General features: G+C 70.1%; 20 protein-coding genes and 1 pseudogene. 11 read left to right on the forward strand and 10 right to left on the reverse strand.

Annotation, left to right across the window (positions count from 1 at the left end):
* The 6 genes and pseudogenes from ABEA07_RS25260 to ABEA07_RS25285 form a co-directional block, all read left to right on the forward strand.
* A pseudogene (locus ABEA07_RS25260) lies at nt 1-255 on the forward strand (translesion DNA synthesis-associated protein ImuA); the annotation flags it as partial.
* Nucleotides 224-1576, forward strand: a complete 1353-nt coding sequence (locus tag ABEA07_RS25265; RefSeq protein WP_345541332.1) for a DNA polymerase Y subunit UmuC family protein — start codon at nt 224-226, stop codon at nt 1574-1576. The pseudogene ABEA07_RS25260 and the gene ABEA07_RS25265, both read left to right, overlap by 32 nt.
* Nucleotides 1569-4922 (forward strand): error-prone DNA polymerase, encoded by a 3354-nt coding sequence (locus ABEA07_RS25270; protein ID WP_345541333.1) that lies wholly within the window; start codon nt 1569-1571, stop codon nt 4920-4922. Before ABEA07_RS25265 ends, ABEA07_RS25270 begins: the two co-directional genes overlap by 8 nt.
* Nucleotides 4923-5177: 255 nt before the next feature.
* Nucleotides 5178-6200 (forward strand): aromatic ring-hydroxylating dioxygenase subunit alpha, encoded by a 1023-nt coding sequence (locus tag ABEA07_RS25275; RefSeq protein WP_345541334.1) that lies wholly within the window; start codon nt 5178-5180, stop codon nt 6198-6200.
* A gap of 52 nt (nt 6201-6252) precedes the next feature.
* Complete coding sequence (locus ABEA07_RS25280) at nt 6253-7458, forward strand: ABC transporter substrate-binding protein (RefSeq protein ID WP_345541335.1); 1206 nt, start codon at nt 6253-6255, stop codon at nt 7456-7458.
* Nucleotides 7455-8522: a xylose isomerase gene (locus tag ABEA07_RS25285; RefSeq protein WP_345541336.1), complete on the forward strand. Its 1068-nt coding sequence runs from the start codon at nt 7455-7457 to the stop codon at nt 8520-8522. The genes ABEA07_RS25280 and ABEA07_RS25285 overlap by 4 nt, the downstream gene beginning before the upstream one ends.
* Here the strand turns inward: ABEA07_RS25285 and ABEA07_RS25290 are convergent, their stop codons facing one another.
* On the reverse strand, nt 8523-9338 hold the full coding sequence (locus tag ABEA07_RS25290; protein ID WP_345541338.1) for a TetR/AcrR family transcriptional regulator: 816 nt from the start codon (nt 9336-9338) through the stop codon (nt 8523-8525).
* An 84-nt stretch (nt 9339-9422) separates the two neighbouring features.
* Nucleotides 9423-10895 (reverse strand): caspase family protein, encoded by a 1473-nt coding sequence (locus tag ABEA07_RS25295; RefSeq protein ID WP_345541339.1) that lies wholly within the window; start codon nt 10893-10895, stop codon nt 9423-9425.
* Nucleotides 10896-10984: 89 nt separating this feature from the next.
* On the opposite strand from ABEA07_RS25295, the gene ABEA07_RS25300 reads away from it, so the two are divergent.
* Nucleotides 10985-11908, forward strand: coding sequence for a hypothetical protein (locus ABEA07_RS25300; protein WP_345541340.1), 924 nt, complete (start codon nt 10985-10987; stop codon nt 11906-11908).
* A gap of 20 nt (nt 11909-11928) precedes the next feature.
* Here ABEA07_RS25300 and ABEA07_RS25305 read toward each other — a convergent pair whose 3' ends face one another.
* From ABEA07_RS25305 to ABEA07_RS25335, 7 genes are all read right to left on the reverse strand, one after another.
* On the reverse strand, nt 11929-13089 hold the full coding sequence (locus ABEA07_RS25305) for a zinc-dependent alcohol dehydrogenase (protein ID WP_345541341.1): 1161 nt from the start codon (nt 13087-13089) through the stop codon (nt 11929-11931).
* Nucleotides 13086-13313, reverse strand: a complete 228-nt coding sequence (locus tag ABEA07_RS25310; RefSeq protein WP_345541342.1) for a DUF3606 domain-containing protein — start codon at nt 13311-13313, stop codon at nt 13086-13088. Before ABEA07_RS25310 ends, ABEA07_RS25305 begins: the two co-directional genes overlap by 4 nt.
* A 156-nt stretch (nt 13314-13469) precedes the next feature.
* Complete coding sequence (gene uvrA / locus ABEA07_RS25315) at nt 13470-16115, reverse strand: excinuclease ABC subunit UvrA (RefSeq protein WP_345541343.1); 2646 nt, start codon at nt 16113-16115, stop codon at nt 13470-13472.
* Nucleotides 16116-16158: 43 nt separating this feature from the next.
* The gene (locus ABEA07_RS25320) at nt 16159-16920 is read right to left on the reverse strand and encodes an esterase/lipase family protein (protein WP_345541345.1); all 762 of its coding nucleotides are present in this window, start codon (nt 16918-16920) and stop codon (nt 16159-16161) included.
* Nucleotides 16921-17040: 120 nt separating this feature from the next.
* The gene (glgX, locus tag ABEA07_RS25325; RefSeq protein WP_345541347.1) at nt 17041-19182 is read right to left on the reverse strand and encodes a glycogen debranching protein GlgX; all 2142 of its coding nucleotides are present in this window, start codon (nt 19180-19182) and stop codon (nt 17041-17043) included.
* 197 nt (nt 19183-19379) lie between these two features.
* Entirely contained in the window at nt 19380-19607 is a 228-nt protein-coding gene (locus ABEA07_RS25330; RefSeq protein ID WP_345541348.1) for a hypothetical protein, read from the reverse strand.
* A gap of 8 nt (nt 19608-19615) precedes the next feature.
* The gene (locus tag ABEA07_RS25335; RefSeq protein WP_345541349.1) at nt 19616-22039 is read right to left on the reverse strand and encodes a catalase; all 2424 of its coding nucleotides are present in this window, start codon (nt 22037-22039) and stop codon (nt 19616-19618) included.
* 208 nt (nt 22040-22247) lie between these two features.
* Here ABEA07_RS25335 and ABEA07_RS25340 point away from each other — a divergent pair, with 208 nt between their 5' ends.
* From ABEA07_RS25340 to ABEA07_RS25350, 3 genes are read left to right on the forward strand one after another with little or no spacing between them, the layout of a single operon-like run.
* Nucleotides 22248-23252 (forward strand): acyl-CoA dehydrogenase family protein, encoded by a 1005-nt coding sequence (locus tag ABEA07_RS25340; protein ID WP_345541350.1) that lies wholly within the window; start codon nt 22248-22250, stop codon nt 23250-23252.
* A complete protein-coding gene (locus ABEA07_RS25345) occupies nt 23240-23995 on the forward strand; it encodes a PIG-L deacetylase family protein (protein ID WP_345541351.1) in 756 nt (251 codons plus the stop codon). The genes ABEA07_RS25340 and ABEA07_RS25345 overlap by 13 nt, the downstream gene beginning before the upstream one ends.
* Nucleotides 23992-24591, forward strand: a complete 600-nt coding sequence (locus ABEA07_RS25350; protein ID WP_345541352.1) for a class I SAM-dependent methyltransferase — start codon at nt 23992-23994, stop codon at nt 24589-24591. The genes ABEA07_RS25345 and ABEA07_RS25350 overlap by 4 nt, the downstream gene beginning before the upstream one ends.
* A 32-nt stretch (nt 24592-24623) precedes the next feature.
* Here ABEA07_RS25350 and ABEA07_RS25355 read toward each other — a convergent pair whose 3' ends face one another.
* Entirely contained in the window at nt 24624-25256 is a 633-nt protein-coding gene (locus ABEA07_RS25355) for a response regulator (protein ID WP_345541353.1), read from the reverse strand.
* 211 nt (nt 25257-25467) lie between these two features.
* On the opposite strand from ABEA07_RS25355, the gene ABEA07_RS25360 reads away from it, so the two are divergent.
* Nucleotides 25468-26178: a glycosyltransferase family 2 protein gene (locus ABEA07_RS25360; RefSeq protein ID WP_345541420.1), complete on the forward strand. Its 711-nt coding sequence runs from the start codon at nt 25468-25470 to the stop codon at nt 26176-26178.
* The last annotated feature ends 167 nt before the right edge of the window (nt 26179-26345 follow it).

Genomic DNA, 26345 nt, shown 5'->3' on the forward strand with positions numbered 1-26345 from the left:
CCGGCGCAGCTCGAGGTCCACATCCTCAAGCGGCGCGGCCCGCCGCTGGCCAGGCCGCTGCAACTGGCCGGCCGCCCCGCGCGCATGAATGCGCTGCTCGCGGCCGCACGGTGGCGGCGCCAAGAGCAGCGCCAGCAGGAAGGCGCGGCGCTCCCCATCGAAGGCCCGACCGTCGTGCGCTTCAACCCACGCCAGGACAATCGGGAAAGCCATGAGAAAGGCCATGCACTGGATCGCCTTGCGATGGCCGCCTGAGATCGCCGCCACCCAGGAAGCCCCGCTGCCGTCCCCCGAGGCCCTGGGCTGGTGGGCCTTGCAGTTCACGCCGCACGTCACCTGGATCGACGAGGCGCTGCTGCTCGAAGTCTCGGCCTGCGAACGGCTGTGGGGCGGGCGGCTGGGCCTCATGCGCGAGCTGGCACGGCTCAACCCCGTGCCGGAGGTGCCGGTGCAGCGCGCCCAGGGCGCGACCAGCCTGGTCGCGCTCGCGCGGCTGCGCATGTTCGCCCGCGGCGAGCCGCCGCCCCAGGAACTGCCCGGCGGCCTGCCGCTGGACACCCTGAGCGCGGCGCGCGACCACCTTGGCGTGTTGTCGCACCTGGGATGCCGCAGCTGGGGCGATGTCGAAAGGCTGCCACGCGATGGCCTGGTGCGCCGCTTCGGCCCGGCCCTGCGCGCGGCACTGGACGTGGCCCATGGCCGCGTGCCCGACGGCCACGACTGGCTCACCCTGCCGGATGCGTTCGAGCAGAAGCTGGAGCTGCCTGCGCTGGCCGAGGGCGCGCCCGAGCTGATGTGGTCGGCCAACCGCCTGCTGGCGGCGCTGCAGATCTGGCTGCGCGCGCGCCAGCAGGGCGTGCTGGCGCTGGAGCTGCAATGGACGCTGGACCTGCGGCGCTTCGACGGCGTCGACCTGCCGCCGCACCAGCAGCTCACGGTGCGCACGGCCACGCCCACGCAGGACATGGCGCACCTGCGGCGCCTGCTGTCGGAGCGGCTCGCGCTCATCCGCCTGGCCGCGCCCGCGAGCTGGCTGCGCCTGCGCTCGGTCCAGACCGCACCCTGGGCCGGCGCCAGCACCAGCTTCCTGCCGGAGGACAACCGCCCCGGCGACCGCCTGCACGAGCTGGTCGAGCGCCTGAGCGCGCGGCTGGGGCCGCAGCAGGTGCTGCGCGCGGTCGCGCAGGCGGACCACCGGCCCGAGGCCCGACAGGCCTGGCGGCCCGCGCTGCAAGGCGATCCGCCCGTGGCCGCGGCCGCCTCCCAGCCCGATGCCCTGTACCCGCCCTGGCTGTTGCGCGAGCCGCAGCCGCTGGAAGTTCGCGACGGCCGCCCCTGCTACCACGGCGTGCTGCGCCGGCTGGCCGGTCCGCAGCGCCTGGAGGCGGGCTGGTGGGGCAGCCCGGACAGCTCGGGGGAGGGCGGGGAGCGGGGGCATCCGGCGGTGCGCGACTACTACATCGCCGAGAGCCCGCAGGCGGGGCTGGTCTGGATCTTCCGCGAGCGCCTGTCGGGCTTTCTGGCCGACGACGACAGGAAGGCGCCGCGCTGGTTCCTGCAGGGGCTCTATGCCTGAACTCAGCGACAAGCAGCTCCTGAAACTGAAGCGCGAGCGAGACCGCGAACGCGCCCAGGCCGTCCCGGGCGTGCCGAAGCCCGAGCCGCCCGGCCTGCCTGCCTACGCGGAGCTGCATTGCGTCACCAACTTCAGCTTCCAGCGCGGCGCCTCGCATCCGCAGGAGCTGGTGGAGCGCGCCTATGAGCTCGGCTACGAGGCCCTCGCCATCACCGACGAATGCTCCGTGGCCGGCGTGGTGCGGGCGTACGAAGGGCTCAAGGAACATCTCGAAACCCTCGACCCGTCGCAACAGCACCCCTTCCGCCTCCTGTTCGGCAGCGAGTTCCGCTTCGAGCGCTTCCGGCTGGTGGCCATCGCGCACGACCTCGAAGGCTGGGGCAACCTCTGCGAACTCATCACCGCCGCGCGCAACACCGCCGCACCCAAGGGCGAGTACCGGGTCGACTGGCACGACGAGGGCGTGGCCACGCTGCGCCATTGCGAGATCCTCTTCGTGCCGGAGCGCGTGCCGGGCGGCCTGCCCGATGCGGACACGCTCCGTGCCGACCTGCAGGAGGCCCGACATCGCTTCGGCGGCCACCTCTGGCTGGCCGTCGAATTGCGCAACGAGCTGGACGACGACCTCTGGCTCTGCGCCCTGCACGAGGCCGGCGCGCGCACCGGCGTTCCCCTGGTGGCCGCCGGCGACGTGCACATGCACGTGCGCTCGCGCAAGCCGCTGCAGGACGTGATCACCGCCGTGCGCGAGGGCCGCAGCGTCGCCGAATGCGGCTTCGCGCTGCAGGCCAATGCCGAGCGGCATCTGCGCTCGCGGCTGCGGCTGGCGAACCTCTATCCGGCCGGGCTGCTGGCCAACACCCTGGCCGTGATGGCGCGCTGCACCTTCGACCTGGGCGTGATCCGGGAGCACTACAAGTACCCGCTGGAGAACGTGGCGAATGGCGAGACGCCGGCCCAGACCCTGGTGCGCAAGACCTGGGAAGGCGCGCGGGTGCGCTATCCGGGAGGCATTCCGCCCGAGGTGCAGGCCAAGGTGCAGCACGAGCTGGACCTGATCATCGAGATGCACTACGAGATGTTCTTCCTCACGGTGGAGGACATCGTGCGCTTCGCCCGGGAGCAGAAGATCCTCTGCCAGGGCCGCGGCTCCTCGGCCAACTCGGCCGTGTGCTACTGCCTCGGCATCACCGCCATCGACCCAGAGACCGGCCACCTGCTGTTCGAGCGCTTCCTCAGCCGCGAGCGCCAGGAGCCGCCCGACATCGACGTCGACTTCGAGCACCAGCGGCGCGAGGAGGTCATCCAGTACATCTACGACAAGTACGGGCGCGACCGCGCCGCCATCGCCGCCGTCGTCATCTGCTACCGCTCGCGCAGCGCACTGCGCGACGTGGGCAAGGCGCTGGGCATCGACGCGCGCCTGGTCGACGAATTCGCGAAGGACCATTACTGGTTCGACGGAGTCGTGCTCGACGAACGGCTGCAGGAGGCCATGCACCGCACCGGCGTGCAGGAGGACATGCCGCGGCTGCTGCAGTGGCTCGAACTCACGCAGCAGCTGCGCGGCTTTCCGCGCCACCTCAGCCAGCACGTCGGCGGCTTCGTGCTCACGCAGAGCAAGCTCACGCGGCTGGTGCCGGTGGAGAAGGCCTCCATGAAAGACCGCTCCGTCATCCAGTGGGAAAAGGACGACCTCGAGGTCATGGGCATGCTCAAGGTCGACGTGCTGGCGCTCGGCATGCTCAGCGCGATCCGGCGCACGCTGGCCCTGGTCAACGGCTGGCGCGGCACGTCGACCGAGATGCACCACATCCCGAACGACGACGCGGCCATGTTCGACATGATCTGCGACGCCGACACCGTCGGCGTCTTCCAGATCGAGAGCCGGGCGCAGATGTCGATGCTGCCGCGCCTGCAGCCGCGCGAGTACTACGACCTGGTGATCGAGGTCGCCATCGTGCGGCCCGGGCCGATCCAGGGCGGCATGGTCCACCCCTACCTGCGCAACCGCGAGAAGCGGCGCAAGGGGATCGCCATCGAATACGCCAAGGACGAGCTGCGCCCCGCGCTCGAGCGCACGCTGGGCGTGCCGATCTTCCAGGAGCAGGTGATGCAGATCGCGATGATCGCCGCCGGCTTCACGCCCGACCGGGCCGATCGCCTGCGCCGCGCCATGGCCGCGTGGAAGCGCCGGGGCGGCATCGACAAGTTCCGCGACGAGCTGATCGAGGGCATGGTCGCCAAGGGCTACGAGCGCGCCTTCGCCGAATCCATCTACAAACAGATGCAGGGCTTCGGCGAATACGGCTTCCCCGAAAGCCATGCCGCCAGCTTCGCCCTGCTGGTGATCGTCAGCTGCTGGCTCAAGCTGCACGAGCCCGCCTGCTTCCTCGCCGCCATGCTCGATTCGCAGCCCATGGGCTTCTACTCGCCCTCGCAACTGGTCCAGGATGCGCGCCGCCACGGCGTCGAGGTGCGGCCCGTGGACGTGACGAAGAGCGCGCTCGATTGCACGCTGGAGCCCCGCTCTGCTGCTGCTCCTGCTGCTCTCTCCTCTGGGGGTACCGCCTGCGCAGCGATCGCCCCTCGCTTCGCCCACCGCCCCGGCCGCCCCGGCCAACCCGCCGTGCGCCTCGGCCTGCGCCGCATCAGCGGCCTCAGCGAAGCCGGCGCCGAGCGACTCGTCCAGGCCCGAGCCCGGTCCCCCTTCACCAGCACCGAGGACCTCGCCCTGCGCGCCGAACTCGACGCCAAGGACATGGCCGCGCTGGCCGCCGCCGATGCGCTGCTGCCTTTGTCGGGCCATCGCCGCCAGCAGGTCTGGGACGCCACCGCCCAGCGGCGCGCGCCCCCGCTGCTCAAGGGCGTGCCCATCCACGAGCGCGCCCTCCAGTTGCCCCTCGCACCCGAGGGCGAGGAGATCGTGGGCGACTACGACGCCCTCGGCTTCACGCTGCGCCGCCATCCGCTCGCGCTGCTGCGCCCGCGGCTCGCGCGCATGGGCATGGCCAGCGCCGAGCAGTTGCGCGATCTGCCCGGCGGCCGGCCGGTGTGGGCCTGCGGCATGGTGATCGGCCGGCAGCGCCCGCAGACCGCCAACGACACCATCTTCGTCACCCTGGAGGACGAGACCGGCAACGTCAACGTGATCGTCTGGAAGAGCGTGGTCGAGGCCTGGCGGGAGCCCCTCCTCCAATCGCAGCTCCTGGCCGTGCAGGGCATCTGGCAGCGCGACGTCGACAGCGGCGGCCAGGTGCGCCACGTCGTCGCCACCGGCTTCCAGGACCTGACCCCGCTGCTCGGCCGCCTGGCCCGTACCACCCGAAGCCGAGACTTTCATTAGCTCTCCCCCAGGCTCCCCCACTTCGTGGGGTCCGCCAACCCCCTCGCCGGGGCGTGTGCGGAATCGAACATCGTGGCCTACGCACGGTCATGGCGCGTCGGCGCCGCCTCCCGGTGCAAACCCGGTGGCGGAGTGCACCGGAATTAAGTAGTCTCTCCATAAATTTGGAGAATCCACTTACCAAATCGCTGGCACGCTTTCTGCGGTGTCGTCCGCACGAAGCCCCGGCCCAAGCCCCCACCGAAGGAAGACCCCATGACCGCCTACGCCTACAACGCCTGGTACCCGCTCGCCTGGTCGCGCGACATCGGACAGGGCATCAGCACCCGCCGCATCCTCGAGGAGGACCTCGCCGTCTACCGCACCGAGGACGGTACCGTCGCCGCGCTGGAAGATGCCTGCCCGCACCGCCTCGCGCCGCTTTCGCTCGGGCGCCTGCGCGGCAACGCCATCGAGTGCGGCTACCACGGTCTCACCTTCGACTGCAGCGGCCGCTGCACGGTGGCACCCGGCATCGCGCGGCCACCCGAGAGCTTCCGCGTGCGCAGCTATCCCACCGCCGAGAGCATGGGCATGGTGTGGGTGTGGATGGGCGATGCCGACAAGGCCGACCGCAGCCAGGTCTTCCACCTGCCGCAGTACGACGACCCGGCCTACAGCGTGGTGGAGGGCGACGCGCTGCCGGTGCAGGCCAACTACCTGAGCCTGGCCGACAACCTGTGCGACCCGACCCACGTCGTCTACGTGCACCCGACCACGCTGGCCAGCGCCGGCCGTGAAGAGACCCGCGTGCAGCACGAGCGCCAGGGCAACAAGGTCGTGACCTGGCGCTGGGTGATCGACGGGCCGCTCATCCCCGTCTTCGAGGGCCTGAAGGACTTCGGCGGCGCCAACGTGGACCGCTGGCACTACTACCACTACCACGCGCCCAGCGTCGCGGTGATCGACTTCGGCTCCGCGAAGACCGGCACCGGCGCGCCGGAGGGCAACCGCGACGACTGCATCCAGATGTTCGCCTGCCACTTCATCACGCCGGTCGACCAGCGCAGCTGCGTGCAGCACTGGCTGTGCCTTCGCAATTCGCCGGCCGACCCGGTGATCGACGAGCGCCTGCGCAGCAACCTGCGCATGGCCTTCGACGAAGACAAGCGCGTGCTCGAGGCCATCCAGCGCAACGAGGACAAGCCGCGCGAATGGAAGCGTGTGCACCTGGGCCTGGACGGCTCCTCCATCAAGATGCGCCGCATCGTCGAAGAAATGACGGCCAGCAACGGCTGAACCAGCCCGCCTTCACCCCGCCTTCCAGCCAACGCCAGAAAGGACCCGTGCCATGAACCGCGTGCTCTCCCATTCCGTCCGCCTGCTGACCGCCAGCCTCTGCCTTGCCGCAGCCGGTGCCCATGCCCAGGGCACCATCAAGATCGGCGAGATCAACAGCTACAAGGCGCTGCCGCAGAACCTGGTGCCCTACAAGCAGGGCTGGCTGCTGGCCCAGGAAGAAATCAATGCGGCCGGCGGCGTGCTCGGCAAGAAGCTCGAGACCATCTTCCGCGACGACAACGCCAACCCCGGCGACGCGGTGCGCATGGCCGAAGAGCTGGTGGCACGCGAGAACGTCGACATCCTCTCCGGCGTCACGCTCTCGCACGTCGGGCTGGCGCTGACCGATTTCGCCAAGCAGAAGAAGGTCTTCTTCCTCGCCTCCGGCCCGCTCTCCGACAAGGTGGTGTGGGACCAGGGCAACCGCTACACCTACCGGCTGCGCTCGGGCACCTACGCGCTCTCGGCCTCGGTCATCGCCGAGGCGGCCAAGCTCAAGAAGAAGCGCTGGGCCCTGATCTACCCCAACTACGAATACGGCCAGGCCGCGGTCGCCGCCTTCAAGGAGAACATGAAGAAGGCCCAGCCCGACATCGAGTTCGTGGCCGAGCAGTCGCCCCCGCTCGGCAAGATCGACGCCGGCGCCGTGTCGCAGGCCATCGCCGACGCCAGGCCGGACGCGATCTTCAACGTCATGTTCGGCAGCGACCTGACCAAGCTGGCGCGCGAAGGCAAGACGCGCGGGCTGTTCGAGGGCCGCGAAGTGGTGAGCCTGCTGACCGGCGAGCCCGAGTACCTCGACCCGCTCAAGGGCGATGCGCCCAGCGGCTGGATCGTGACCGGCTACCCCTACGCCAACATCGACACGCCCGAGCACAAGGCTTTCCTCGCCGCCTACCAGAAGAAGTACAACGACTACCCGCGCCTGAATTCGGTGGTCGGTTATGCCACGGTGAAAGCCATCGCCGCCGGCGTCCGGAAAGCCGGCGGCACCGACACCGAGAAGCTGATCGCCGCCTTCAAGGGCCTGGAGTTCAGCTCGCCCTTCGGCCCGGTGGTGTTCCGCCCGCAGGACAACCAGTCCACCCTCGGCATCTTCGTCGGCCGCACGGCGGTGCAGGACGGCAAGGGCGTGATGCCCTCGGGCACCTACCTCGACGGCTCGAAGCTGCAGCCGTCCGAGGAGCAGATCCGCAAACTGCGCAATCCTTCATGAGCGAAGCCGCGAAGACCCTCCCGCCGATCGGCTGCAACGGCCGCGGCGCACAGGCCTCGTCGCGCGAAGCACCGGTCTCGCTGACGGAGGCCCCGATCGAGGAGCAGTTCCGCCTGGTGCGCGAAGCCGGCGTGTTCGACTACTTCGACCGCCTGCCCATGCCGGACCAGGTCGATACCTATCGCCGCTGCATCGAGCGCTTCGGCCTGCCGGTGCACACCGCCAGCTGGTTCTATGCGCTCGGCCGCGACGAAGCACTGCTCGCCGACAAGCTGCGGCTGGCCGCCGAGGTCGGCGCGCACACGCACAACATCATGCTGTACTGGCACGATGCCGGCGGACGCCCCATCGGCAACGACGAGGTCGCCGACTTCTACCTGCGCGCCTACGACGAAGGCATGGCGCGCGGCGTGGAGCCGGCCTTCGAGCTGCACGTCAACATGTGGAGCGAGGACCCGCGCCGCGTCGCGCCGGTGGCCGCGGCCGTGATGCGCCGGGGCATTCCCTTTCACTTCACGCTGGACTACAGCCACGGCATCTTCAAGATGGGCAACGCCCAGGAGCTCGCGATCTGCGGCCTCACGGAAGACGTGGCCGCAGGCCGAGCGGTGCTCGACCCCTTCCAGCCCGGCAACTTCGTCGACCAGTGGCTGCAGATGGGCATCGTGCGCTGGCTGCAGGTGCGCAGCGTGGCGCCGAACGGCCCGCGCAATCGTTGGTCCACGGGCGATACGGGCGAGGCCGTCGCGGCCGTGCCGGAACACTCGATCTTTCCCTACAGGGCCGGGGAGGCGGGCCGCGGCATCCTGTACCCCTTCACCGAGCCGGGCCCGGGCGAATGGCATTCGGACTGGGATGCGAACGCACTGGCCTGCACGCGCGAGGTGGTGCGCAAGGTGCTGGCATACCACCATGCGCAGGCCGATTCGCCGCTGCGCTGGATCACCACCGAGATGATCAACCTGCCGGACTACGCGCACAACGCGCGCTTCTCGCTGATCGGGCAGAACGCGGCGATCGCGCGCTTCGTGCGCGACACCTGGGCCGGGCTGGGCCCGGGCTGATCACTTCTTCCGGATCGCCGCCGCCGGCTTGCGGCGCGGCCTGGCCTGGTCCTTCGCTTCCGGCTTTGCGGCCCGCTCCGTTTCGTCTTCAGCGTCCTGGGGCGCCAGCATCGCGAGCACCGTCTCGCAGATGTGCCGGCCCCAGGCGCTCCGCCGCGTGCGGCCCATCAGGTCCGCGCCCAGCCAGGCCGAGCAGGTGTACTGATTCGACACGTAGAAGAAGCCGAGCGACATGATGGTCATCAGCACGTGCTCGGACGACAGGTCGCGCCGGAACACGCCCTGCGCCTGGCCGCTCGCCAGCAGTGTCTCCACCGTCTGCACCAGCGGCAGGGTGGTGCGCTCAAGCTGCACCGACTCGCGCACGTGCCGGCCGCGCAGCAGGTTCTCGTTCATCAGCAGGCGCACCAGGTTCGGATGCGACTGGTAGTGCTCCCACGAATGCAGCACCAGCTGGCGCATGCCTTCGACCGGATCGGCCGGCAGCACGAACTCGCTCTGCGCGTTGATCATGTCCTCGTAGATCTTGCCCAGCACCGCCTGGTAGAGCCGCTCCTTGTTGCCGTAGTAGTAGTACAGCATCCGGTCCACCGTGCCGGCGGCGGCGCTGACGCGCTCGATGCGTGCGCCGGCGAAGCCGTGCTCGGCGAACTCCTCGACCGCGGCATCGAGGATGCGGGTCTCCAGCAGGTCCGCGCGCTCGCGCCGAAGGCGCCGGCGGGTCGGGCCGCCTTCCGCGGCGGATGGGGACGGGGATGCTTCCGTGCGCGGCGCACTGCGGCCGCTGCGGGTAGCGGAAGAAGATCGTTCTGGCACAGTGGCTTCGCTCCTCGTTCTCTGGCGCGGTGGTGACGCTGCATTGTCTCGCACGGCGCACGGACGGCGTGCCGCCGCGGCCGCTCATTCGATCGTCACCAGCTCCGCCCGTGCCTGCGCCTCGCGGGTCTGGGTGCGCATGAGCCGCTCGCCCTCCCGGTAAAAATACCAGCAGCCGCTGTCGGGACTGCGTGCGTCCGTCAGTCGCCCGGGCGGCGCGGCATTGAAGCGCGCACACAGGCTGCCGTCGTCCCTGATCTCGTAGCGGCCCGAGCCGCGGATCGAGAAGTTGCCCGCGCTGAGGCTGTGGAAGTAGACGATCCCGTTGCTCCTCAGGTCCCACTGGATGAGATTGCCGCCGTCCTTCAGGCTGTGCGTCTTGCCCACCAGCAGCTGCTGCAGCGCGTCGCGTGACAGGAAACTGCGCGAAGACGAGGGTGCCAGGGAGGCCTGGGCGGAGGGCGCAGCGATGCCCGGGAGGGGCGCCGGCGCAGGCGTTACCGGCTGCACGGCGGATGGCGATGCCGCGGCCACCTGCTCGGTGCGGTCACGGTCCTGCTCGCGCGGCGCGACGCGTGGCGCCGGCGGTGGTGCCGGCGGCTCGGCCTGCGGCGCCTGCGTCCGGGTCTGCTGCTGCGCCTGCGCCAGCAGCGCGTCGATGTCCTTCGGCCGGTGGTCGCGCCCGGGTGCGGCAGCGGCCGCCGGCGCGGAAGAGGGCGCCGCCCCCTGCGCCAAGGACCCGCCCGCCACCGGATTGAAGCTGAAGTTCGAAGTCAGCGAAGTGTTCACCCAGGGCAACTGGCGCTCGCGAGTCGCGCGCAGCACCTTCACCCGGACGTTCTTGAACATCTGCTCCACTTCCAGCCCCGGGACCATCATCTCCTCGGCCAGCGCCTGGGTGTAGACGCTGTTGGTGCCGCCGGGCCCGTCCTCCGCCGGCGCGCCGGGCGCCGAGGCGAAGGCGATCAGCGTGCCGCGCGCGCCCATTTCCGCCAGCCCGCCGGCCGAGCGGATGTTGCGTGTCTTCGCGGCGAAGGGGTTGTCGCGGCAGGCATCGAGAATGACGATGCGCGGGTAGGAGCCCGCCTTGTCGATGCGGCTGAGGAACAGCTCCTCGATGTCCACCGACTCGTCCTTCACCTCCTCCTGGTCGCGCAGGTTGATGTCCACCGGCAGCAGGAAGTTGCGCCCGTCGATCTGCACGCCATGCCCGGCGTAGTACAGCACCGCGACCGCATCGTCCTGCTGCACCCGCCGCGCGAACTCGCGCAGCGCGCGCCGGAACTGCAGCACGTTGACGTTGAGCTGCAGGTTGACCTCGAAGCCCAGCCTGCGCAGGTTGCCGGCCATCAGCCGGGCGTCGTTCTCCGGGTTGGCCAGGGGCACCTTCGGGTACTGCGCGTTGCCGACGACCAGGGCGATGCGCTTGTCCGTGAGAGGACGCTCCTGGGCGTGGGACGGCGCGCCCACGAGCAGCAGCGCGACCCCCAGCAGGAACAGCCCGCACGCCAGCGCTCTCGCCAGGAGCCGGGGAGCGTCGATGCATCGGGCCTTCATGGCCGCGACTATCCACCGGTCCGTGACCGGCCGCAACGTGGATTTGCGGGGATCATCCCTGGGGGCGCGCTTTTCGCTAACCTAGCGCCATGACCGCCATCGCCTCGCTCCGCGCCGCCTCGCCCATCGGCCCCCCGCCGCCTTCGCCCGACCTCCCGGTGCCGCCGTCGCCCGCGCCGGCCCCGGCCCCGCCGCCCGAGGTGGACCCCCCGCCCAGCGACCCGCCCATGACCGAGCCCGGCGCGCCGCCGCCGGTGGCCGATCCGCCGCCCGGTGCCATGGCCCTGGGCCGCCTGCACGCGCGGCGGCTGCGCGAGGTCTACCGCTCCGCAGGCTGGCCCTGCTGCGACGAGATCGAGATCGACCTGCTGGCCGCCGGACTGCTGGAGCGCGTGCGCTCCGCCCAGGGCCACGAGACCCTGCGCGTGAGCGATGCCGGCATCGCGCACGTGGCGCGAAGCATGGTCGTCAATCGCGCGGCCCTGTCGCGTCACGAGGCGCTGGTCGGGCAGGTGGCGCGCGAGATGACGCGCGCCGGCCGCATCGCCTGGCGCGGCCTCGGCCTGCGGGCCCGGCTGCCCGCGCTGAACGAAGGCGGCAAGCCCCGCTGGTGCATCGCGCGGCCCGACGTGTTCTCCATCCGCAATACCAGCGTCGAGGCCTATGCGCAGCCGGTGGTGCACGAGGTCAAGGTCAACCGTGCCGACCTGTTGAGCGACCTGCGCAAGCCCGACAAGCGCGCGGCCTACCTCGACCTCGGGGGCGAGTGCTGGTACGTGCTGGGCACCGATGCCAAGGGCCGCGCAATCGCCGAGCCCGGGGAGATCCCGGCCGAATGCGGCGTGCTGGTCGCGCAGGGCGATCGCCTGGTGGTGGCGCGCGCTGCGGTGCACCGGGCCCAAGCGCGCCTGCCCTTCAGCGTGTGGATGGCGCTGGCCAAGGCGCAGCCGGTGCCGGGCTTCGACGAGGAATCGCAGGCGCTGCTGGCGGAGCTGGACGAACCGGCCTGCTGAAGAACCGGGCGGCCTGACGCTCAAGGCGTCAGCACCACCTTCCTGCAATCCTCCTCCTGCCCATTGAACACCTCGTACCCCCGCGCCGCCTGTGCCAGCGGCATCCGGTGCGTGATGATGGCCTCCGGCTGGAGCTTGCCGTTGCCGATGTGCTCCAGCAACTCGGGCATGAAGCGCTGCGCATGGGTCTGCCCGCCCTTGATGGTCAGGCCCTTCTCGAACACATCGCCGAACAGGAAGCCGTGCATGAAGCCCGCGTACACGCCCGGCACGCTGATCACGCCGCCCCGGCGAACGGCCGCGATGCATTGCCGCAGGGCCTTGCCGCTGCTGGCCTCGATCTTCAGCTTGGTGAGCAGGGTCTCCAGCGCGCTGCCCTTGGCCTCGAAGCCGACCGCGTCGATGACGGCGTCGACGCCCCGGCCGTGCGTGGCTTCCACGATCACTTCCGCCGCGTCGACCTTGTCGAAGTTGATGGGCGCGGCGCCATAGGTGCGCTGCGCGAAGTCCAGGCGGTAGTCGTGGTGGTCGATCATGACGATGTCCTCCACCCCGAGCATGCGGGCGCAGGCGGCCGCCATCAGGCCCACGGGGCCGGCGCCGAAGATCGCCAGCGTCGAGCCGGGACCGACCTCGGCATTCAGCACGGCCTGGTAACCCGTGGGCAGGATGTCGCTGAGAAACAGCACCTGCTCGTCGGACAGCGCATCGGGAATGCGCAAGGGGCCGACGTTGGCCCGCGGCACGCGCACGTACTCGGCCTGTCCCCCGGGCACGCCGCCGTACAGGTGCGTGTAGCCGAACAGGGCCGCGCCGGGCCGCAGGCTTTTCTTGTTGAGGATGGCGCCGCGTCCCGTGTTGCTCGTTTCGCAGGCCGCGAACAACTGCTTGTCGCAGAAGAAGCATGACCCGCAGGCGATGACGAAGGGCACGACCACCCGGTCGCCGGGACGGACCGAGTTCACCCCGCTGCCGGCCTCGACCACTTCGCCCATGAACTCGTGCCCCAGGATGTCGCCGGACTTCATGCCCGGCACCTTGCCGCGGTAGAGGTGCAGGTCCGAGCCGCAGATGGCGGTGGCCGTCACGCGCAGCAGGATGTCGTCGGGCTCCCGCAGCACCGGGTCCTTGACGGTCTCGACGCGGACGTCCTTGCTGCCGTGGTAGACGAGCGCCTTCATGGCCTTGCTCCGGAGGGGGGCGCCTGTTCCATCCGCTCCTCGTTGCTCGCGCTGCGGGTTCCCTTCAGGTGCATCTCGATGTCGGCGATCCGGTGACCGACCGCCACGGCTGCCTCGCGAATCTGTGTGGGGGTCGCATCGAAGCGCCTGGCCAGGTCCTCGACGGCGCTGGGCGAGCCGAGGTCGAGGCTGTCGTTGGGTGTGGAGGTTCTGGTGTCGGACATGTCGCTTCCTTTGTCGATGGAGGGCGGAGGGGTCGATGGCGCGGGCGCGTGGCGCCGCTCGCCAGGAACATTCACCGTAGAGCGCGAGGCACGAGGCCATGTCGGTCCAGGGCCCGACCGGGCCCGCGCGCATTCCTACCGTCGTCGACGTGCGTGCTACCGCGCGCGCGATGCGGGGTGGCCGGCCACGGCCGCGCGAAGGTATGGCGCGGTCCTGCTGTCGCGGCTGGCTGCCACGTCCTGCGGCGTGCCGCTGGCCACGACGTGCCCACCCTGATCGCCCGCGCCGGGGCCCATGTCGACGACCCAGTCGCTGGCAGCCACCACGCGCATGTCGTGCTCCACCAGGATGACCGTGTTGCCGGCGTCCACCAGCCCGCCCAACTGGGCCATCAGCTTGTCGACGTCGGCCGGATGCAGTCCCGTGGTCGGCTCGTCGAGCACGTAGAGCGTGTCGCCGCGCTGCGAGCGCTGCAGCTCCGTGGCGAGCTTGATGCGCTGCGCCTCGCCGCCGGACAACTCGGTCGCGGGCTGGCCCAGGCGCAGGTAGCCCAGGCCGATGTCCCGCAGCAGCGCGAGCGGCCGGGCGATGGCGCTCTGGTCGGCGAAGAAGTCGAGCGCGTCCTCCACCGTCATGCCCAGCACTTCGGCAATGTTCCTTTCGCGCCAGGTGATCTCGAGCGTCTGCGCGTTGTAGCGCGCGCCGTGGCAGGCGGGGCAGGGTGCGTACACGCTGGGCATGAAGAGCAGTTCGACACTCACGAAGCCTTCGCCCTCGCAGGTGTCGCAGCGCCCCTTGGCCACGTTGAACGAGAAGCGGCCGGCATCGTAGCGGCGCGAGCGGGCGGCCCGGGTCGACGCGAAGAGTTTGCGGACGTGGTCGAAGAGGCCGGTGTAGGTCGCGAGGTTGGAGCGCGGCGTGCGCCCGATCGGCTTCTGGTTCACCTGCACGAGGCGGCGCAGCCCTTCCATGCCCGCGGCCACGCGGCCGGCGGTGATGCCCAGCGGCGTGGCTTGCGTCCCGTCGTCCTCGTCCTCGGGCAGCGGTGTGTCATGGCCCAGCTCCGCCGACACCAGCTCGACCAGTGCCTGGGTCACCAGGCTGGACTTGCCGGAACCCGAGACGCCCGTCACCGCGGTCAGCACGCCCAGCGGGAAGCGGACGTCGACCCGGTGCAGGTTGTTGCGCGTGACGCCTTCGAGCCGCAGCCATCCGGCCGGCGGGCGGGGGAGCCTGTCGCGCGGCGGCGGCGCATTGAAAAGGTACGAGGCGGTCCTGGAAGCCTGCACCGCGCGCAGGCCCTCCGGCGGCCCGCTGTAGAGCACCTGTCCGCCTTGCTCGCCGGCCTCCGGTCCCACGTCGACGATCCAGTCCGCGTGACGCATCGTCTCCAGGTCGTGCTCGACGACGAAGAGCGAATTGCCCGCGTCCTTGAGATGCGAGAGCGCGGAGCGCAGCGCCTCGCCATCCGCGGGATGCAGGCCGGCGGTCGGCTCGTCGAGAACGTAGACGACGCCGAACAGGTTCGAGCGGATCTGGGTGGCCAGGCGCAGCCGCTGCAGCTCGCCGGGCGAGAGCGTCGGCGCGCTCCGGTCCAGCGACAGGTAGCCGAGGCCGAGCCCTTCCAGCGTCCGGATGCGGTCGAGCATGTCCTGGGCCATGCGTTGCGCGGCGATGCGCTTCTCCTCGGACAGGTTCGCGGTGCGGCGGACGTCCGGCGCGCCCTGGTGCGCGGAGCCGCCCGCCGCGACGCGGCGCGCCGTGTCCTGGCGTGCCGCGCGGCGGCTGAGCGTCGCGCGATCGGACGACGGCGCCAGCCGCCTTTCGGCCGCCGGCCGGAGCACGTCGGCCAGTGCCGAGATCGGCAGGTGCGATATCTCTCCGATGTCGTGGCCTGCGAAGCGCACGCCGAGCGCTTCGGGCTTGAGGCGTTTGCCGTGGCAGGCCGGGCAGACCTGTCCGACCATGAAGCGCGAGACGCGCTTCTTCATCATCGGGCTCTGCGTCGTGGCGAAGGTATGGAGCACGTAGCGCCGAGCGCCGGTGAAGGTGCCCTGGTAGCTCGGCTCCATCTTGCGGCGCAGCGCGGCGCGCGTCTCGGCCGGCGTGAAGCCGGCATAGACGGGCACCGTGGGTTGCTCGTCGGTGTAGAGAATCCAGTCGCGATCCTTCTTCGGCAGCTTGCGCCACGGCGTGTCCACGTCGTAGCCGAGCGTCACCAGGATGTCGCGCAGGTTCTGCCCGTGCCACGCCGGCGGCCAGGCCGCGATCGCCCGCTCGCGGATGCTCAGGGAATCGTCGGGGACCATCGACGCTTCCGTCACGTCGTAGATGCTGCCGAGCCCGTGGCAGGTGGGGCAGGCGCCCTGGGGCGTGTTCGGCGAGAAGTCCTCCGCGTAGAGCATGGGCTGCCGGGGCGGGTAGCTTCCCGCCCGCGAATAGAGCATGCGCAGGAGGTTGGAGAGGGTCGTGACGCTGCCGACCGAGGAGCGCGTTCCGGGCGAGCCGCGCTGCTGCTGCAGCGCGACGGCGGGCGGCAGTCCCTCGATGCTGTCCACCTCGGGAACGCCCACCTGGTCGATCAGGCGGCGTGCATAGGGTGCCACCGACTCGAAATAGCGCCGCTGCGCCTCCGCATAGATGGTGCCGAAGGCAAGCGAGGACTTTCCGGAGCCGGAGACGCCGCTGAAGACGACCAGCGCATCGCGCGGAATGTCGACCTCGACATCCTTCAGGTTGTGCTCGCGCGCGCCGCGCACGCGCACGAACTTCGAGGGCGCGTCAGATCCGCGGTCCGCCATGGCTCCATGCCGGCGAGGGTGCTGGCGTCGCGTGCACGTTCCCTCAGTCCCTCGCCGGGTCGGGATAGAAGGCGCGCAGGGCGGCCGGCGCCTCGAACCTTCGCCATTGGTTTTCGGACATCGACAAGCGGTCCGCCACGGCGTAGAGCACCGCCGGGTGCACCCCCAGGCCGAGGTGGCTGGCCTCGACCTCGATGTTTTCGGAGGAGGGCGTTTCCTTCTCGAAGCTGCTGTGCCACGAAACGATGGCGTCCGATCGGCTGAAGATCGAGGTGGTGGGAACCCGCGGCGTCGCCTTCACCCAGCGCTGGCGCGCCGGATCGTCGGCGGGCTGGCCGCTCAGCAGTTCGTAGGCCTTGGCGGCGCGCGTCGCTTTCGAGTTGCCGCGCAAGGGGCTGCCCAGCGTGATGACGCTGCGCACGGCGCCGGGCGCCTTGGACGCGAGCATGCGCGCGAACACGCCACCCAGGCTCCAGCCGACCAGGCTGACCTTGCCCGTGTGGCCGTGCAGGCGATCGAGAAGCTGCTCCAGGCCCTTTTCCACGCCGGGCAGGGGACCGCAATTGGTGCCCAGGCCCCACCCGTGGACGGCATAGCCGCGCGTCGAGAGAAAGCGACGCAGCAGTTCGGTCGAACCGTCGCTCGCGCCCAGCCCGGGCAGCACCACCACCGAATGCCCGTCGCCGCGCGGCGCGAACTGGAGCAGGGGCCACAGCGCCAGTGTCGCGCCGGCCTCCCAGAGCGCGCGGCCCTCGGCAAGGAGGAGGAGATTGGACGGGGGGCGAGCGAGGGCCGCGGTCGACATGATGGGGTTCTCCCGGTGAATCAATGCCTCAGCATCGTCGAAGAGCGGACCGCTTCGCTTGGGACGGCATGCCCGCATCGCGTAGGAAAGCCGCCGTTCCGTGCGGGCTCGCCGGCGAGCCTATGCCTGCGGCTGCGACACGAGGACCTGCAAGGAGCGGCCGATGGCCGTGTGCTCGCGGACGTCCTGCTCGCCTTCGATGGCCGGGTCCGCCGTGTCGAGCACCAGGCGCCAGCCGCCGGCCGGCGCGTCGGGGAGCGTGAAGCGCACCTCGTCCTCCCATCCGTTGAACAGAAGCAGGAGGCTGGCATCATGGCCTTCGCCGCTGATGGCGGAGCGGGGCGAGCGCCCGTCCAGCATCACGGCGAAGGCGCGGGTGTGGGCGTCGTTCCAATGTGCGTCGGCCATGGCCTGGCCGTCGGGTGCCAGCCAGCGCACGTCGGGATGGCCGCCCTCGCCCTGCGCCTGCCCGGTGAGGAAGCGCATGCGGCGCAGCACCGGCTGCTCTCGGCGCAGCGCCAGGAGGCGCCGGGTGAACGCGCGCAACTGGTGGCCGGCGTCGTCGATGCCCGCCCAGTCGATCCAGGAGATCTCGTTGTCCTGGCAGTAGGCGTTGTTGTTGCCCTGCTGCGTGCGGCCGAACTCGTCGCCCGCCAGCAGCATCGGCGTGCCCTGCGACAGCAGCAGCGTCGCGAGCATGTTGCGCTGCTGGCGCGATCGCAAGGCCAGGATCTCTTCGTCCTGGGTCGGGCCTTCCGCGCCGCAGTTCCACGAGAGGTTTTCGCCGTGGCCGTCGCGGTTGTCCTCGCCGTTCGCCTCGTTGTGCTTGTCGTTGTAGCTGACCAGGTCGGCGAGGGTGAAGCCGTCGTGAGCCGTGATGAAGTTGACACTGGCCCAGGGCCTGCGGCCGCGCTTGTTGAACAGGCCACCGCTCGCCGTCAGGCAGGACGCCAGGTCGGCGGCCTTGCCCTCGTCGCCGCGCCAGAAGGCGCGCACGGTGTCGCGGTACCTGTCGTTCCACTCGGCCCACCCCGGCGGAAACTGGCCGACCTGGTAACCGCCGGGGCCGCAATCCCAGGGCTCGGCGATCAGCTTGATGCTGGACAGCACCGGGTCCTGGCGGCAACTGTCGAGGAAGCCGCCGCCTTCGTCGAAGCCGTGGGGCTCGCGCGCGAGGATGGTCGCCAGGTCGAAGCGGAAGCCGTCGACCCGCATCTCGCTCACCCAGTAGCGCAGGCTGTCCGTGACCATCTGCAGCACGCGCGGATGGCTCAGGTTCAGCGTGTTGCCCGTGCCGGTGTCGTTGATGTAGTAGCGCGGGCCGATGCCATCGCCGGCGGGCATCAGGCGGTAGTAGCTCGCGTTGTCCAGGCCCTTGAAGCACAGCGTGGGCCCCAGCTCGTTGCCTTCCGGCGTGTGGTTGTAGACCACGTCCAGGATGACCTCCAGGCCATGCGCATGCATGCGGTCGACCAGGCCCTTGAACTCGTCGATGGTGGGCTGCGACAGATAGCGCGGGTCGAGCGCGAAGAAGCCCAGTGTGTCGTAGCCCCAGTAGTTCTTCAGGCCCTTGTCGACCAGGTAGGACTGGTCGAGAAACATCTGGATCGGCAGGAGTTCGACGCTGGTCACGCCCAGGTCCGCGATCGTCCGCAGCACGTCGTCGTGGGCCAGGCCGGCGAAGGTGCCCTGCTGCGCGGCCGGCACGCCGGGGTGCCTGCGGGTGAAGCCGCCCACGTGCGTTTCGTAGACCACCGTCCGGTCCCAGGGGACGCGGGTGCCGAGGGGTTGCGTCCATTCGAAGCGCGAATCGACGACCACGCACTTCGGGACGAGGGCGGCGCTGTCGCGCTCGTCGAAGCTCAGGTCCGCATCGGGATGGCCGAGGGTGTAGCCGAACAGTTCGGGCCCCCACCGCAGCGATCCCATGTGGGCCTTCGCGTAGGGGTCGAGCAGAAGCTTGTGCGGGTTGAAGCGGTGGCCCGACTCGGGCGCGTAGGGGCCGTGCGCCCGCAAGCCGTAGCGGGCGCCCGGCTGCACGCCGGCGACGTGGCCGTGCCAGACTTCGTCGGTGTACTCGGGCAAGGCGATGCGCGCCGTCTCGACCTCGCCGGCCTCGTCGAAGAGGCAGACTTCGATGCGTGTGGCATGCGCGGAGAAGACGGCGAAGTTGACGCCGGTGCCGGTGAAGGTGGCGCCCAGGGGATGCGGCAAGCCCTCGCTGACGACGAGCTGGGCGCGGGAGGATGGAAGGGTGGTCATCGGCTCGCGGAGATGGATCGGATGGGGGGGTTCGGCTGAACGCACGAGTGTGCCGGGACGACGGCGGCGGCGCCCTGGGACGATACCCAGGCGCGTCGTAGGTGCATCGGCCGTGCATGCAGGGGCCTGGCGCGCCAGCGGGCGAGCGTTTAGATCCTCCGCTCGCGCAGTTTTCCCCCGGGTTCGTCCAGGGGTCATCAAGACTCGGTCTTGAACAGCCCCCGGATATTGAGCAGTGCCAGGCAGACTTGCAGCGCGATCAAGGCCCACGCCCCGCTGTCCAGCCCCCACACCACCCACAAGACGTTGCTGAGCAGGAAGATCCAGAAGCCGGTGTTGCGGCGTCCCTGTTTGTTCGAGCCCACCAGGTAGGCGGCCGCGAGGGACGCTGCGAACGCGGGCCACTGGATCCAGTCGATCTCCATCTCGCTATTCAGGCGGCAGGCGGATCGTTTTCGCGCTCGAAGTGCCGGTGCCTGCCCATGGCCTCGATGAACTCCGCGATCGCGGCATCGGCGTTCGCCGCGTCGGCCAGGATCAGGCCCCGGTCCGGCGAGCCGTCGGGCAGGGTCAGCGGAATCTGGGCCTCGGCCAGCAAGGCTTCGGACGCGCCGAAGGCCAGGATGGTCTTGCAATGCCAGTACTGGGCGCGCAGGAACTCCAGCGTGTGCGCGTCCGCGTCGAGGGTCTCCACGGCCGCCGCGCCGTCCGGCAGCACCAGCGCATCGAAGAGGAATCCGGGCGAGTTTTCCATCGTGGCATCGGCAGCGAACTTCTCTCCGGCGGCCCCGACGTAGGTACCGAGCCGGGACGCGACCAGGCGGGGCACCGCGCCGGCCGCGACCAGCGCCGACACCAGCTTGCCGAGCGAGGCGCCCTCCACCCCGTGGGCCACCAGCACCGCCACCTTGCGCGTGCGAATGCCGCCGTCGCCCGGCCGCGCCATCAGCGAAAGGGGCGGCGAGATCTCGACCTCGGGCGCCGCGGGCGTCTCCAGCGCGCGGGGCATCGGCGCGGGCAACTCCATGCCCAGGTCCTTCGCCAGCCGCTCGGCCAGGGCCGGCACCGCGTTGCGCAGGCTGGCCACCATGCGCTCGCGGATGGCCGGCACCGTCACCTTGGACAGCTCGAAGCGGAACGCATTGCCGATGTGCGCCTGCTCGACTTCGCTCTGGCTTTCGTAGAAGAGGCGCGCCTGGGTGTAGTGGTCGGCGAATTTCTCGGGCTTGATGCGGACCTTGTCGGCGCTGGCTTCGGCATCGACGCGCCGGGCGACGCTGACGAAGCCCTGCGCCGCGCCGGCCTGGAAGGGGCAGCCGCCGGCGAGCGAGTTCGGCTCGTAGGCCACGCGGCCGCGGTGGATCGCCTGGCGGTGCATGCCGTCGCGCTGGTTGTTGTGCACCTGCGCCACCGGCGCGTTGATGGGGATCTCGTGGAAGTTGGGGCCGCCCAGGCGGCTGATCTGCGTGTCCACGTAGGAGTGGATGCGCCCGGCCAGCAGCGGGTCGTTGGTGAAGTCGATGCCGGGCACGACGTGCGCAACGCAGAAGGCCACCTGTTCCGTCTCGGCGAAGAAGTTGTCGGGGTTGCGGTTGAGGACCAGGCGGCCCACGATGCGGACCGGCACGAGTTCCTCGGGCACGATCTTGGTGGCGTCCAGGATGTCGAAGCTGAACTGCGCGGCCTGCTCTTCGGTGAAGATCTGCACGCCCAGCTCCCATTCGGGAAACTCGCCGGCTTCGATGGCTTCCCAGAGGTCGCGGCGGTGGTAGTCCGGGTCGGCGCCGGAGATCTTCACCGCTTCTTCCCACACCATCGAATGGGTGCCGAGCTTGGGCTGCCAGTGGAACTTGACCAGCACCGATTCGCCTGCCTCGTTGACCAGGCGGAAGGTGTGCACGCCGAAACCCTGCATCATGCGGTAGCTGCGCGGGATGGCCCGATCGGACATCGCCCACATCAGCATGTGCGTCGATTCGGGCATCAGCGACACGAAATCCCAGAAGGTGTCGTGCGCGCTGGCGGCCTGCGGCATCTGGTGATGCGGCTCCGGCTTCACGGCGTGGACCAGGTCCGGAAACTTCATCGCGTCCTGGATGAAGAACACCGGCATGTTGTTGCCGACCAGGTCCCAGTTGCCTTCGTCGGTGTAGAACTTGACGGCGAAGCCGCGCACGTCGCGTGCCGTGTCCTTCGAGCCGCGCTCGCCGGCCACCGTGGAGAAGCGCACGAAGACCGGCGTGACCTTGCCGGCCGACTGGAAGGGCGCGGCCCGGGTGTACTCCGTCAACGGTGCCAGGCACTCGAAGAAGCCGTGCGCGCCCGATCCGCGCGCATGCACGATGCGCTCCGGGATGCGTTCGTGGTCGAAGTGCGTGATCTTCTCGCGCAGGATGAAGTCTTCGAGCAGGACCGGCCCGCGGGCGCCCGCCTTGAGCGAGTTCTGGTTGTCGGCGATGGGAACGCCCTGGTTGGTCGTGAGGACGCGGCCGCCGGAATCCACGCGGACGCGGTCGAGCGAGTCAATCGTCGCGTTCACGCCTTCGCGTGCGGCGGCGCCCGTCTTGGCCGAAGTGCCGTCTTCCGACAGGGTGCTGGCCGTCGGCAACCGGGACGAAGGGCTGACGGTGCTGCCCGCCGGCGTCGTGAGGGCGTTCGCCTCGCCATGTTCGAGCGGCTTGGTCTCGTTGGCAGGCATGCCGGCCGACAGGGCCTGCGTCTCGATCGCCTTCTGGGCAGGACGGTCACCTTTGCCTGCGGCAGCCGGTGCCGGCTGCGCCGGCCCGCTGTCGGTGTTGCGTGCCGCTGCGCGCGCGGCGTCCAGTTCGGCAGAGGGGGGCGTGGACTTTTTGGGCATGGGATGGGGGGATGAACGGGTTGCGGGCGAGTGGATGGTTGTGCTTCTTCTTGAAAGCTGGCCCACGCTAGGGACGGGCGCTTGTCGGTCGTGTAGGACCGCGAGCCCCGTGAGAGTCGCGACGCGCCTACGCTGCGCCTGAGCTTGCGCCGTCGAGCCGGCGCGCATCGACTGTGCACTGTCCGAGTTGCTGAACCCCTGAACCGACATGACCCACTGCAAGGCGCTCGACACATTGAAGGCTGCTCGACGAGAAGGAACGGCGGCGACCCTTGCCGCGCTGGTCGGCGCCGGCATCGACCGCGCGCTCCCTTTGCCCGGCAGCGGACACACGCTGGAGCGGTGGCGGGTGCTCGCGGAGGTGGCTGCCATCGATCTGTCCTTGATCAAGCTGTTCGAAGGCCATACGGACGCCCTCGCGATCCGGGCCGAGCTCGGGGCGGGGGCGTCGCCGCCGGGCGCCCTGTGGGGCACGTGGTGCGCCGAACCGCCCGACGCCCGGCTGTCGGCCAGGCCGGCCGGGCAGGGCGGGCTGGTGCTCGATGGCGTCAAGGCCTGGTGCTCCGGCGCCGCCGAGCTGACGCATGCCGTGGTCAGTTGCTGGAACGAAGCAGGCGAGCCTTGCCTGGCCACCGTCGCGCTCGACCAGAACGGCATCCACCTCGATGCGCGGAACTGGCATGCGGTGGGCATGGAGCAGACCGGCTCGCTCGACATCCGTTTCAGCGCGGCCCGCGCGCTGCCCCTGGGCCGGCCCGGGGACTATGTCCGCCGCCCCGGCTTCTGGCACGGGGGCGCGGGCATCGCGGCCTGCTGGTTCGGCGGCGCGCTCGGCGTCGCGCGGCGTACGCGCGAGCTGCTGGCCGATGGCGATCCGGACCCGCATCGGCTGGCACATCTGGGGTCGATCGACATCGCGGTCGCGGGCGCCGCCGCCGCTCTGCGTGCCTGTGCCGCGGGCATCGACGCGAAGCCCGCCGATGATGCCCGTACACCCGCCCTGCGCGTGCGGCTGATCGTCGAGCAGGCCGCCGAATCCGTCATGCGTCATGCCGCGCGGGCCCTGGGCGCGGGGCCGCTGTGTCGCGATGCGCGCTTCGCCCGCGCGATGGCGGACCTGCCCGTCTACCTGCGCCAGAGCCATGCGGAGCGCGACCTCGCTGCGCTGGGGCAATCGGTGCTGCGAGAGGAGTCGGCTTCATGGACGCTGTGAGGCCGCGCATCTCCCCCGACGGCACGCCCGAGTCGGCGTGGGCCGCGTGGCCGGGGCTGGGTCAACTGCGGGAGGTGGGCGCGAGGGAAATCGTTCCCCCGGGCGCCCGCGCCGTCGTGGTGGCACCGCACCCCGACGACGAAGTCCTCATGGTGGGCGGTCTTCTGGCGCAGCTGGCCCGCGGGACCGCGGACATCCAGGTGATCGCCGTGACCGATGGAAGCGCCAGCCATGGCGGGTCGCGGATCTGGCCGCCCGCGCGCCTTCGGCAAGAGCGGCCGAAAGAGAGCCAGGCGGCCCTGCGCTGCCTCGGCGTAGCCGGCCTGCCGCTGCGGCTGGACTTGCCGGACGGCGGATTGATGGCCCGCCGGGCCTGCCTGGCGCAGCGGCTCGCGGCATCGATCGAAGCCACGGACGTGGTCTTCACCACCTGGCATGGCGATGGCCACCCCGACCACGAGGCCACCGCACTGGCCTGCCAGGCTGCCGCGGCCGCGCGTGGCGCCAGGCTGATCGAGGTGCCGGTGTGGGCCTGGAACTGGGCCCATCCCGGCGACCCCCGGCTGCCGTGGCGCCATGCGCTTCGCCTGCCGCTGGACAGCGACGCGACGCGCCGCAAGCGCCTTGCGGTGCAGGCCTTCACCAGCCAGATCGTGCCGGACCGCTCGACGGGTGCGGCGCCCATTCTGGGCGCCGACATGCTGGAGCGCGCGGCACGGCCCTACGAGGTGCTGTTCCCATGAACATGCAAGGCTATTTCGCCGACCTGTATGCGGCCTCCGATGATCCCTACGGTGTGGCCAGCCGCTGGTACGAGCGGCGCAAGCGCCGCCTCCTGATGGCATCGCTGCCGCGGCAGCGCTACCGCCGCGGCTACGAGCCGGGTTGCGGGGTGGGGGCGCTGACGGTGGAGCTCGCCGCGCGCTGCGACCAGCTCCTGGCCAGCGACGCGTGCGAACGCGCCGTGGCGCTGACCCGGCAGGGCGTGATCGGCCGCGCCAACGTACGCGTCGAGCAGCACAGCCTTCCAGGCCAGTGGCCTCACTACGAGCGGCTGTTCGATCTGGTGGTGCTGAGCGAGATGAGCTACTTCCTGGAGGAGGAAGCCCTGGCGGAAGTGGCCCGCTGCTGCGACCGCTCGCTCGACGCCGACGGCACCCTCGTCGCCTGCGACTGGCGAGCCGGTTTCCAGCAGCGGCGGCTGGGCACGGAGCGCGCGCATGAGCTGCTGGGTGCGTTGGGCCTGCCGCTGGTCGCCCGGTACGAGGACGAGGATTTCGTGCTCTGCATCTGGGCGCGCGACGGGCGTTCGGTGGCCGAGCGCGAAGGAATCCGATGAGCGCTGCCTTCGTTCACAGGGCCCCCTCGTCGTCAATCGATGAGATTGTTCTTCATCGCGTAATAGGTCAGGTCGCTGTTGGTGGACAGGTTCATCTTTTCCATCAGCCGCGTGCGGTAGGTGCTGACGGTCTTGACGGACAGGGACAGCGTGTCGGCGATGTGGCCCGCGGTCTCGCCCTTGGCCAGCTTGAGGAACACCTGGAATTCGCGCTCGGACAGCAGCTCGTGCGGGGCGGCGCCCTCCTTGCGGTCGAGCTGGCGCGCCAGCAGCTCTGCCACCGCAGGGGTGATGAAGCGGCGGCCCAGTGCGATGACGCGGATCGCCTCGGCGATCTGGGAAGGCTGGCATTCCTTGTTGAGGTAGCCGCTCGCGCCCTGACGGATCAGGTTGACGGCGTAGTGCTCCTCGGGATAGGCGCTGAGGATGAGGATGCCGACGTCCGGCGCCTTGGCGCGGACCATGGCCAACGCGTCGATGCCGCTTTGGCCGGGCATCGAGAGGTCCATCACGAGGACATCCATCTCGGTGGTGCGCGCAAGCTCGATCGCTTCGCGCCCGCTGGCGGCTTCGCCGACGACGCGCAGATCGACCTCCTGCGAAAGAAACTGGCGCAAGCCCGAGCGCACGATGGCGTGGTCGTCCACGATTCCGATCTTGATCATTTTTTCTCCGGGAGCTGAGTGACCTGGAGGGTAATGCAAATACCCGGCCTGCCGCCCGCCGCGGCATGTCAAAAGACACGGCGAAGCCATTTTGGCGCGCGCCGCCTACATCGAGCACGCGCGTCGGCTGACGGGCGTCGCGGGCGGTGCGGATATTTTTCGATCGCTTCATCACGCAACCGACCCAGCCGAGAGAACTGACCACAACAACATGCTGGGCATCGTCATACCCGCGCACAACGAGGAACAACTGATCGGCAACTGCACACGCGCGGCCATGCGGGCCGCGCGGCACGCGGCACTGGGCGGAGAACGGGTGGAGGTTCTCGTCGTGCTCGACAGCTGCACGGATGCGAGCGGCGTGGTGGCGGCCGGTGCCGGCGCGTTCACGGTCACGGTGCGCGTGCGCAACGTCGGTGCGGCCCGTGCCGTCGGCGCGCAGGTACTGCTGGACCGCGGCGCGCGCTGGCTGGCATTCACCGATGCCGATACGGTGGTGTCGGACTCGTGGCTGGTCGACCAGCTCGCCCAGCAGGCGGACGCCGTCTGCGGCTCCATCGGCGTGGAGGACTGGTCGCCGCACGGGGTGCATGCCGAGCTGATCGAAGCCCACTTCCGCGAGACCTACTTCGATCGCGACGGCCACCGCCATGTTCACGGGGCGAACCTCGGCGTTTCGGCCGAGGCCTATCGCAAGGCGGGCGGCTTCCGCAGCCTCGCGTGCAGCGAAGACGTCGCGCTGGTGGCGGCGCTGGAAGCCACGGGCGCCCGCATTGCCTGGAGCGCCGCGCCGCGGGTGGTGACGAGCGCACGCTGCGATGGGCGCGCCGCGGGTGGCTTCGCACAGGCGCTGCTGACGGCGGTCGCCGCGCGGCTGGCGCCGGCACCGGCGTGCGGGGTGCCGGCGAGCGGTCCGGCCTGAGCTGAAGGCTCTCTCCGTTCGGCTTCCATCCTTCGCTGTCACCGGGCCTTTGTTTTTGGCTTTGTTCTTGTTGTTGCTTGGACTTGGCGTTCGGGGCTTTGTTTTGGCCTTGCTGGTTGTGTGGCGCAGGAGCCGGGAATTCGCCCCGGCGGGCGAGTTACTTTCTT

The sequence above is a fragment of the Variovorax defluvii genome (genome assembly GCF_039541515.1).
Classification (GTDB): domain Bacteria; phylum Pseudomonadota; class Gammaproteobacteria; order Burkholderiales; family Burkholderiaceae_C; genus Variovorax; species Variovorax defluvii.

Bases quoted from the DNA above. Each gene is read 5' to 3' on its own strand.
- ABEA07_RS25265 (WP_345541332.1), top strand. From the start codon at position 224: ATGCACTGGATCGCCTTGCGATGGCCGCCTGAGATCGCCGCCACCCAG.
- ABEA07_RS25270 (WP_345541333.1), top strand. From the start codon at position 1,569: ATGCCTGAACTCAGCGACAAGCAGCTCCTGAAACTGAAGCGCGAGCGA.
- ABEA07_RS25275 (WP_345541334.1), top strand. From the start codon at position 5,178: ATGACCGCCTACGCCTACAACGCCTGGTACCCGCTCGCCTGGTCGCGC.
- ABEA07_RS25280 (WP_345541335.1), top strand. From the start codon at position 6,253: ATGAACCGCGTGCTCTCCCATTCCGTCCGCCTGCTGACCGCCAGCCTC.
- ABEA07_RS25285 (WP_345541336.1), top strand. From the start codon at position 7,455: ATGAGCGAAGCCGCGAAGACCCTCCCGCCGATCGGCTGCAACGGCCGC.
- ABEA07_RS25295 (WP_345541339.1), bottom strand. From the start codon at position 10,895: ATGAAGGCCCGATGCATCGACGCTCCCCGGCTCCTGGCGAGAGCGCTG.
- ABEA07_RS25300 (WP_345541340.1), top strand. From the start codon at position 10,985: ATGACCGCCATCGCCTCGCTCCGCGCCGCCTCGCCCATCGGCCCCCCG.
- ABEA07_RS25305 (WP_345541341.1), bottom strand. From the start codon at position 13,089: ATGAAGGCGCTCGTCTACCACGGCAGCAAGGACGTCCGCGTCGAGACC.
- ABEA07_RS25310 (WP_345541342.1), bottom strand. From the start codon at position 13,313: ATGTCCGACACCAGAACCTCCACACCCAACGACAGCCTCGACCTCGGC.
- uvrA (WP_345541343.1), bottom strand. From the start codon at position 16,115: ATGGCGGACCGCGGATCTGACGCGCCCTCGAAGTTCGTGCGCGTGCGC.
- ABEA07_RS25320 (WP_345541345.1), bottom strand. From the start codon at position 16,920: ATGTCGACCGCGGCCCTCGCTCGCCCCCCGTCCAATCTCCTCCTCCTT.
- glgX (WP_345541347.1), bottom strand. From the start codon at position 19,182: ATGACCACCCTTCCATCCTCCCGCGCCCAGCTCGTCGTCAGCGAGGGC.
- ABEA07_RS25330 (WP_345541348.1), bottom strand. From the start codon at position 19,607: ATGGAGATCGACTGGATCCAGTGGCCCGCGTTCGCAGCGTCCCTCGCG.
- ABEA07_RS25335 (WP_345541349.1), bottom strand. From the start codon at position 22,039: ATGCCCAAAAAGTCCACGCCCCCCTCTGCCGAACTGGACGCCGCGCGC.
- ABEA07_RS25340 (WP_345541350.1), top strand. From the start codon at position 22,248: ATGACCCACTGCAAGGCGCTCGACACATTGAAGGCTGCTCGACGAGAA.
- ABEA07_RS25345 (WP_345541351.1), top strand. From the start codon at position 23,240: ATGGACGCTGTGAGGCCGCGCATCTCCCCCGACGGCACGCCCGAGTCG.
- ABEA07_RS25350 (WP_345541352.1), top strand. From the start codon at position 23,992: ATGAACATGCAAGGCTATTTCGCCGACCTGTATGCGGCCTCCGATGAT.
- ABEA07_RS25355 (WP_345541353.1), bottom strand. From the start codon at position 25,256: ATGATCAAGATCGGAATCGTGGACGACCACGCCATCGTGCGCTCGGGC.
- ABEA07_RS25360 (WP_345541420.1), top strand. From the start codon at position 25,468: ATGCTGGGCATCGTCATACCCGCGCACAACGAGGAACAACTGATCGGC.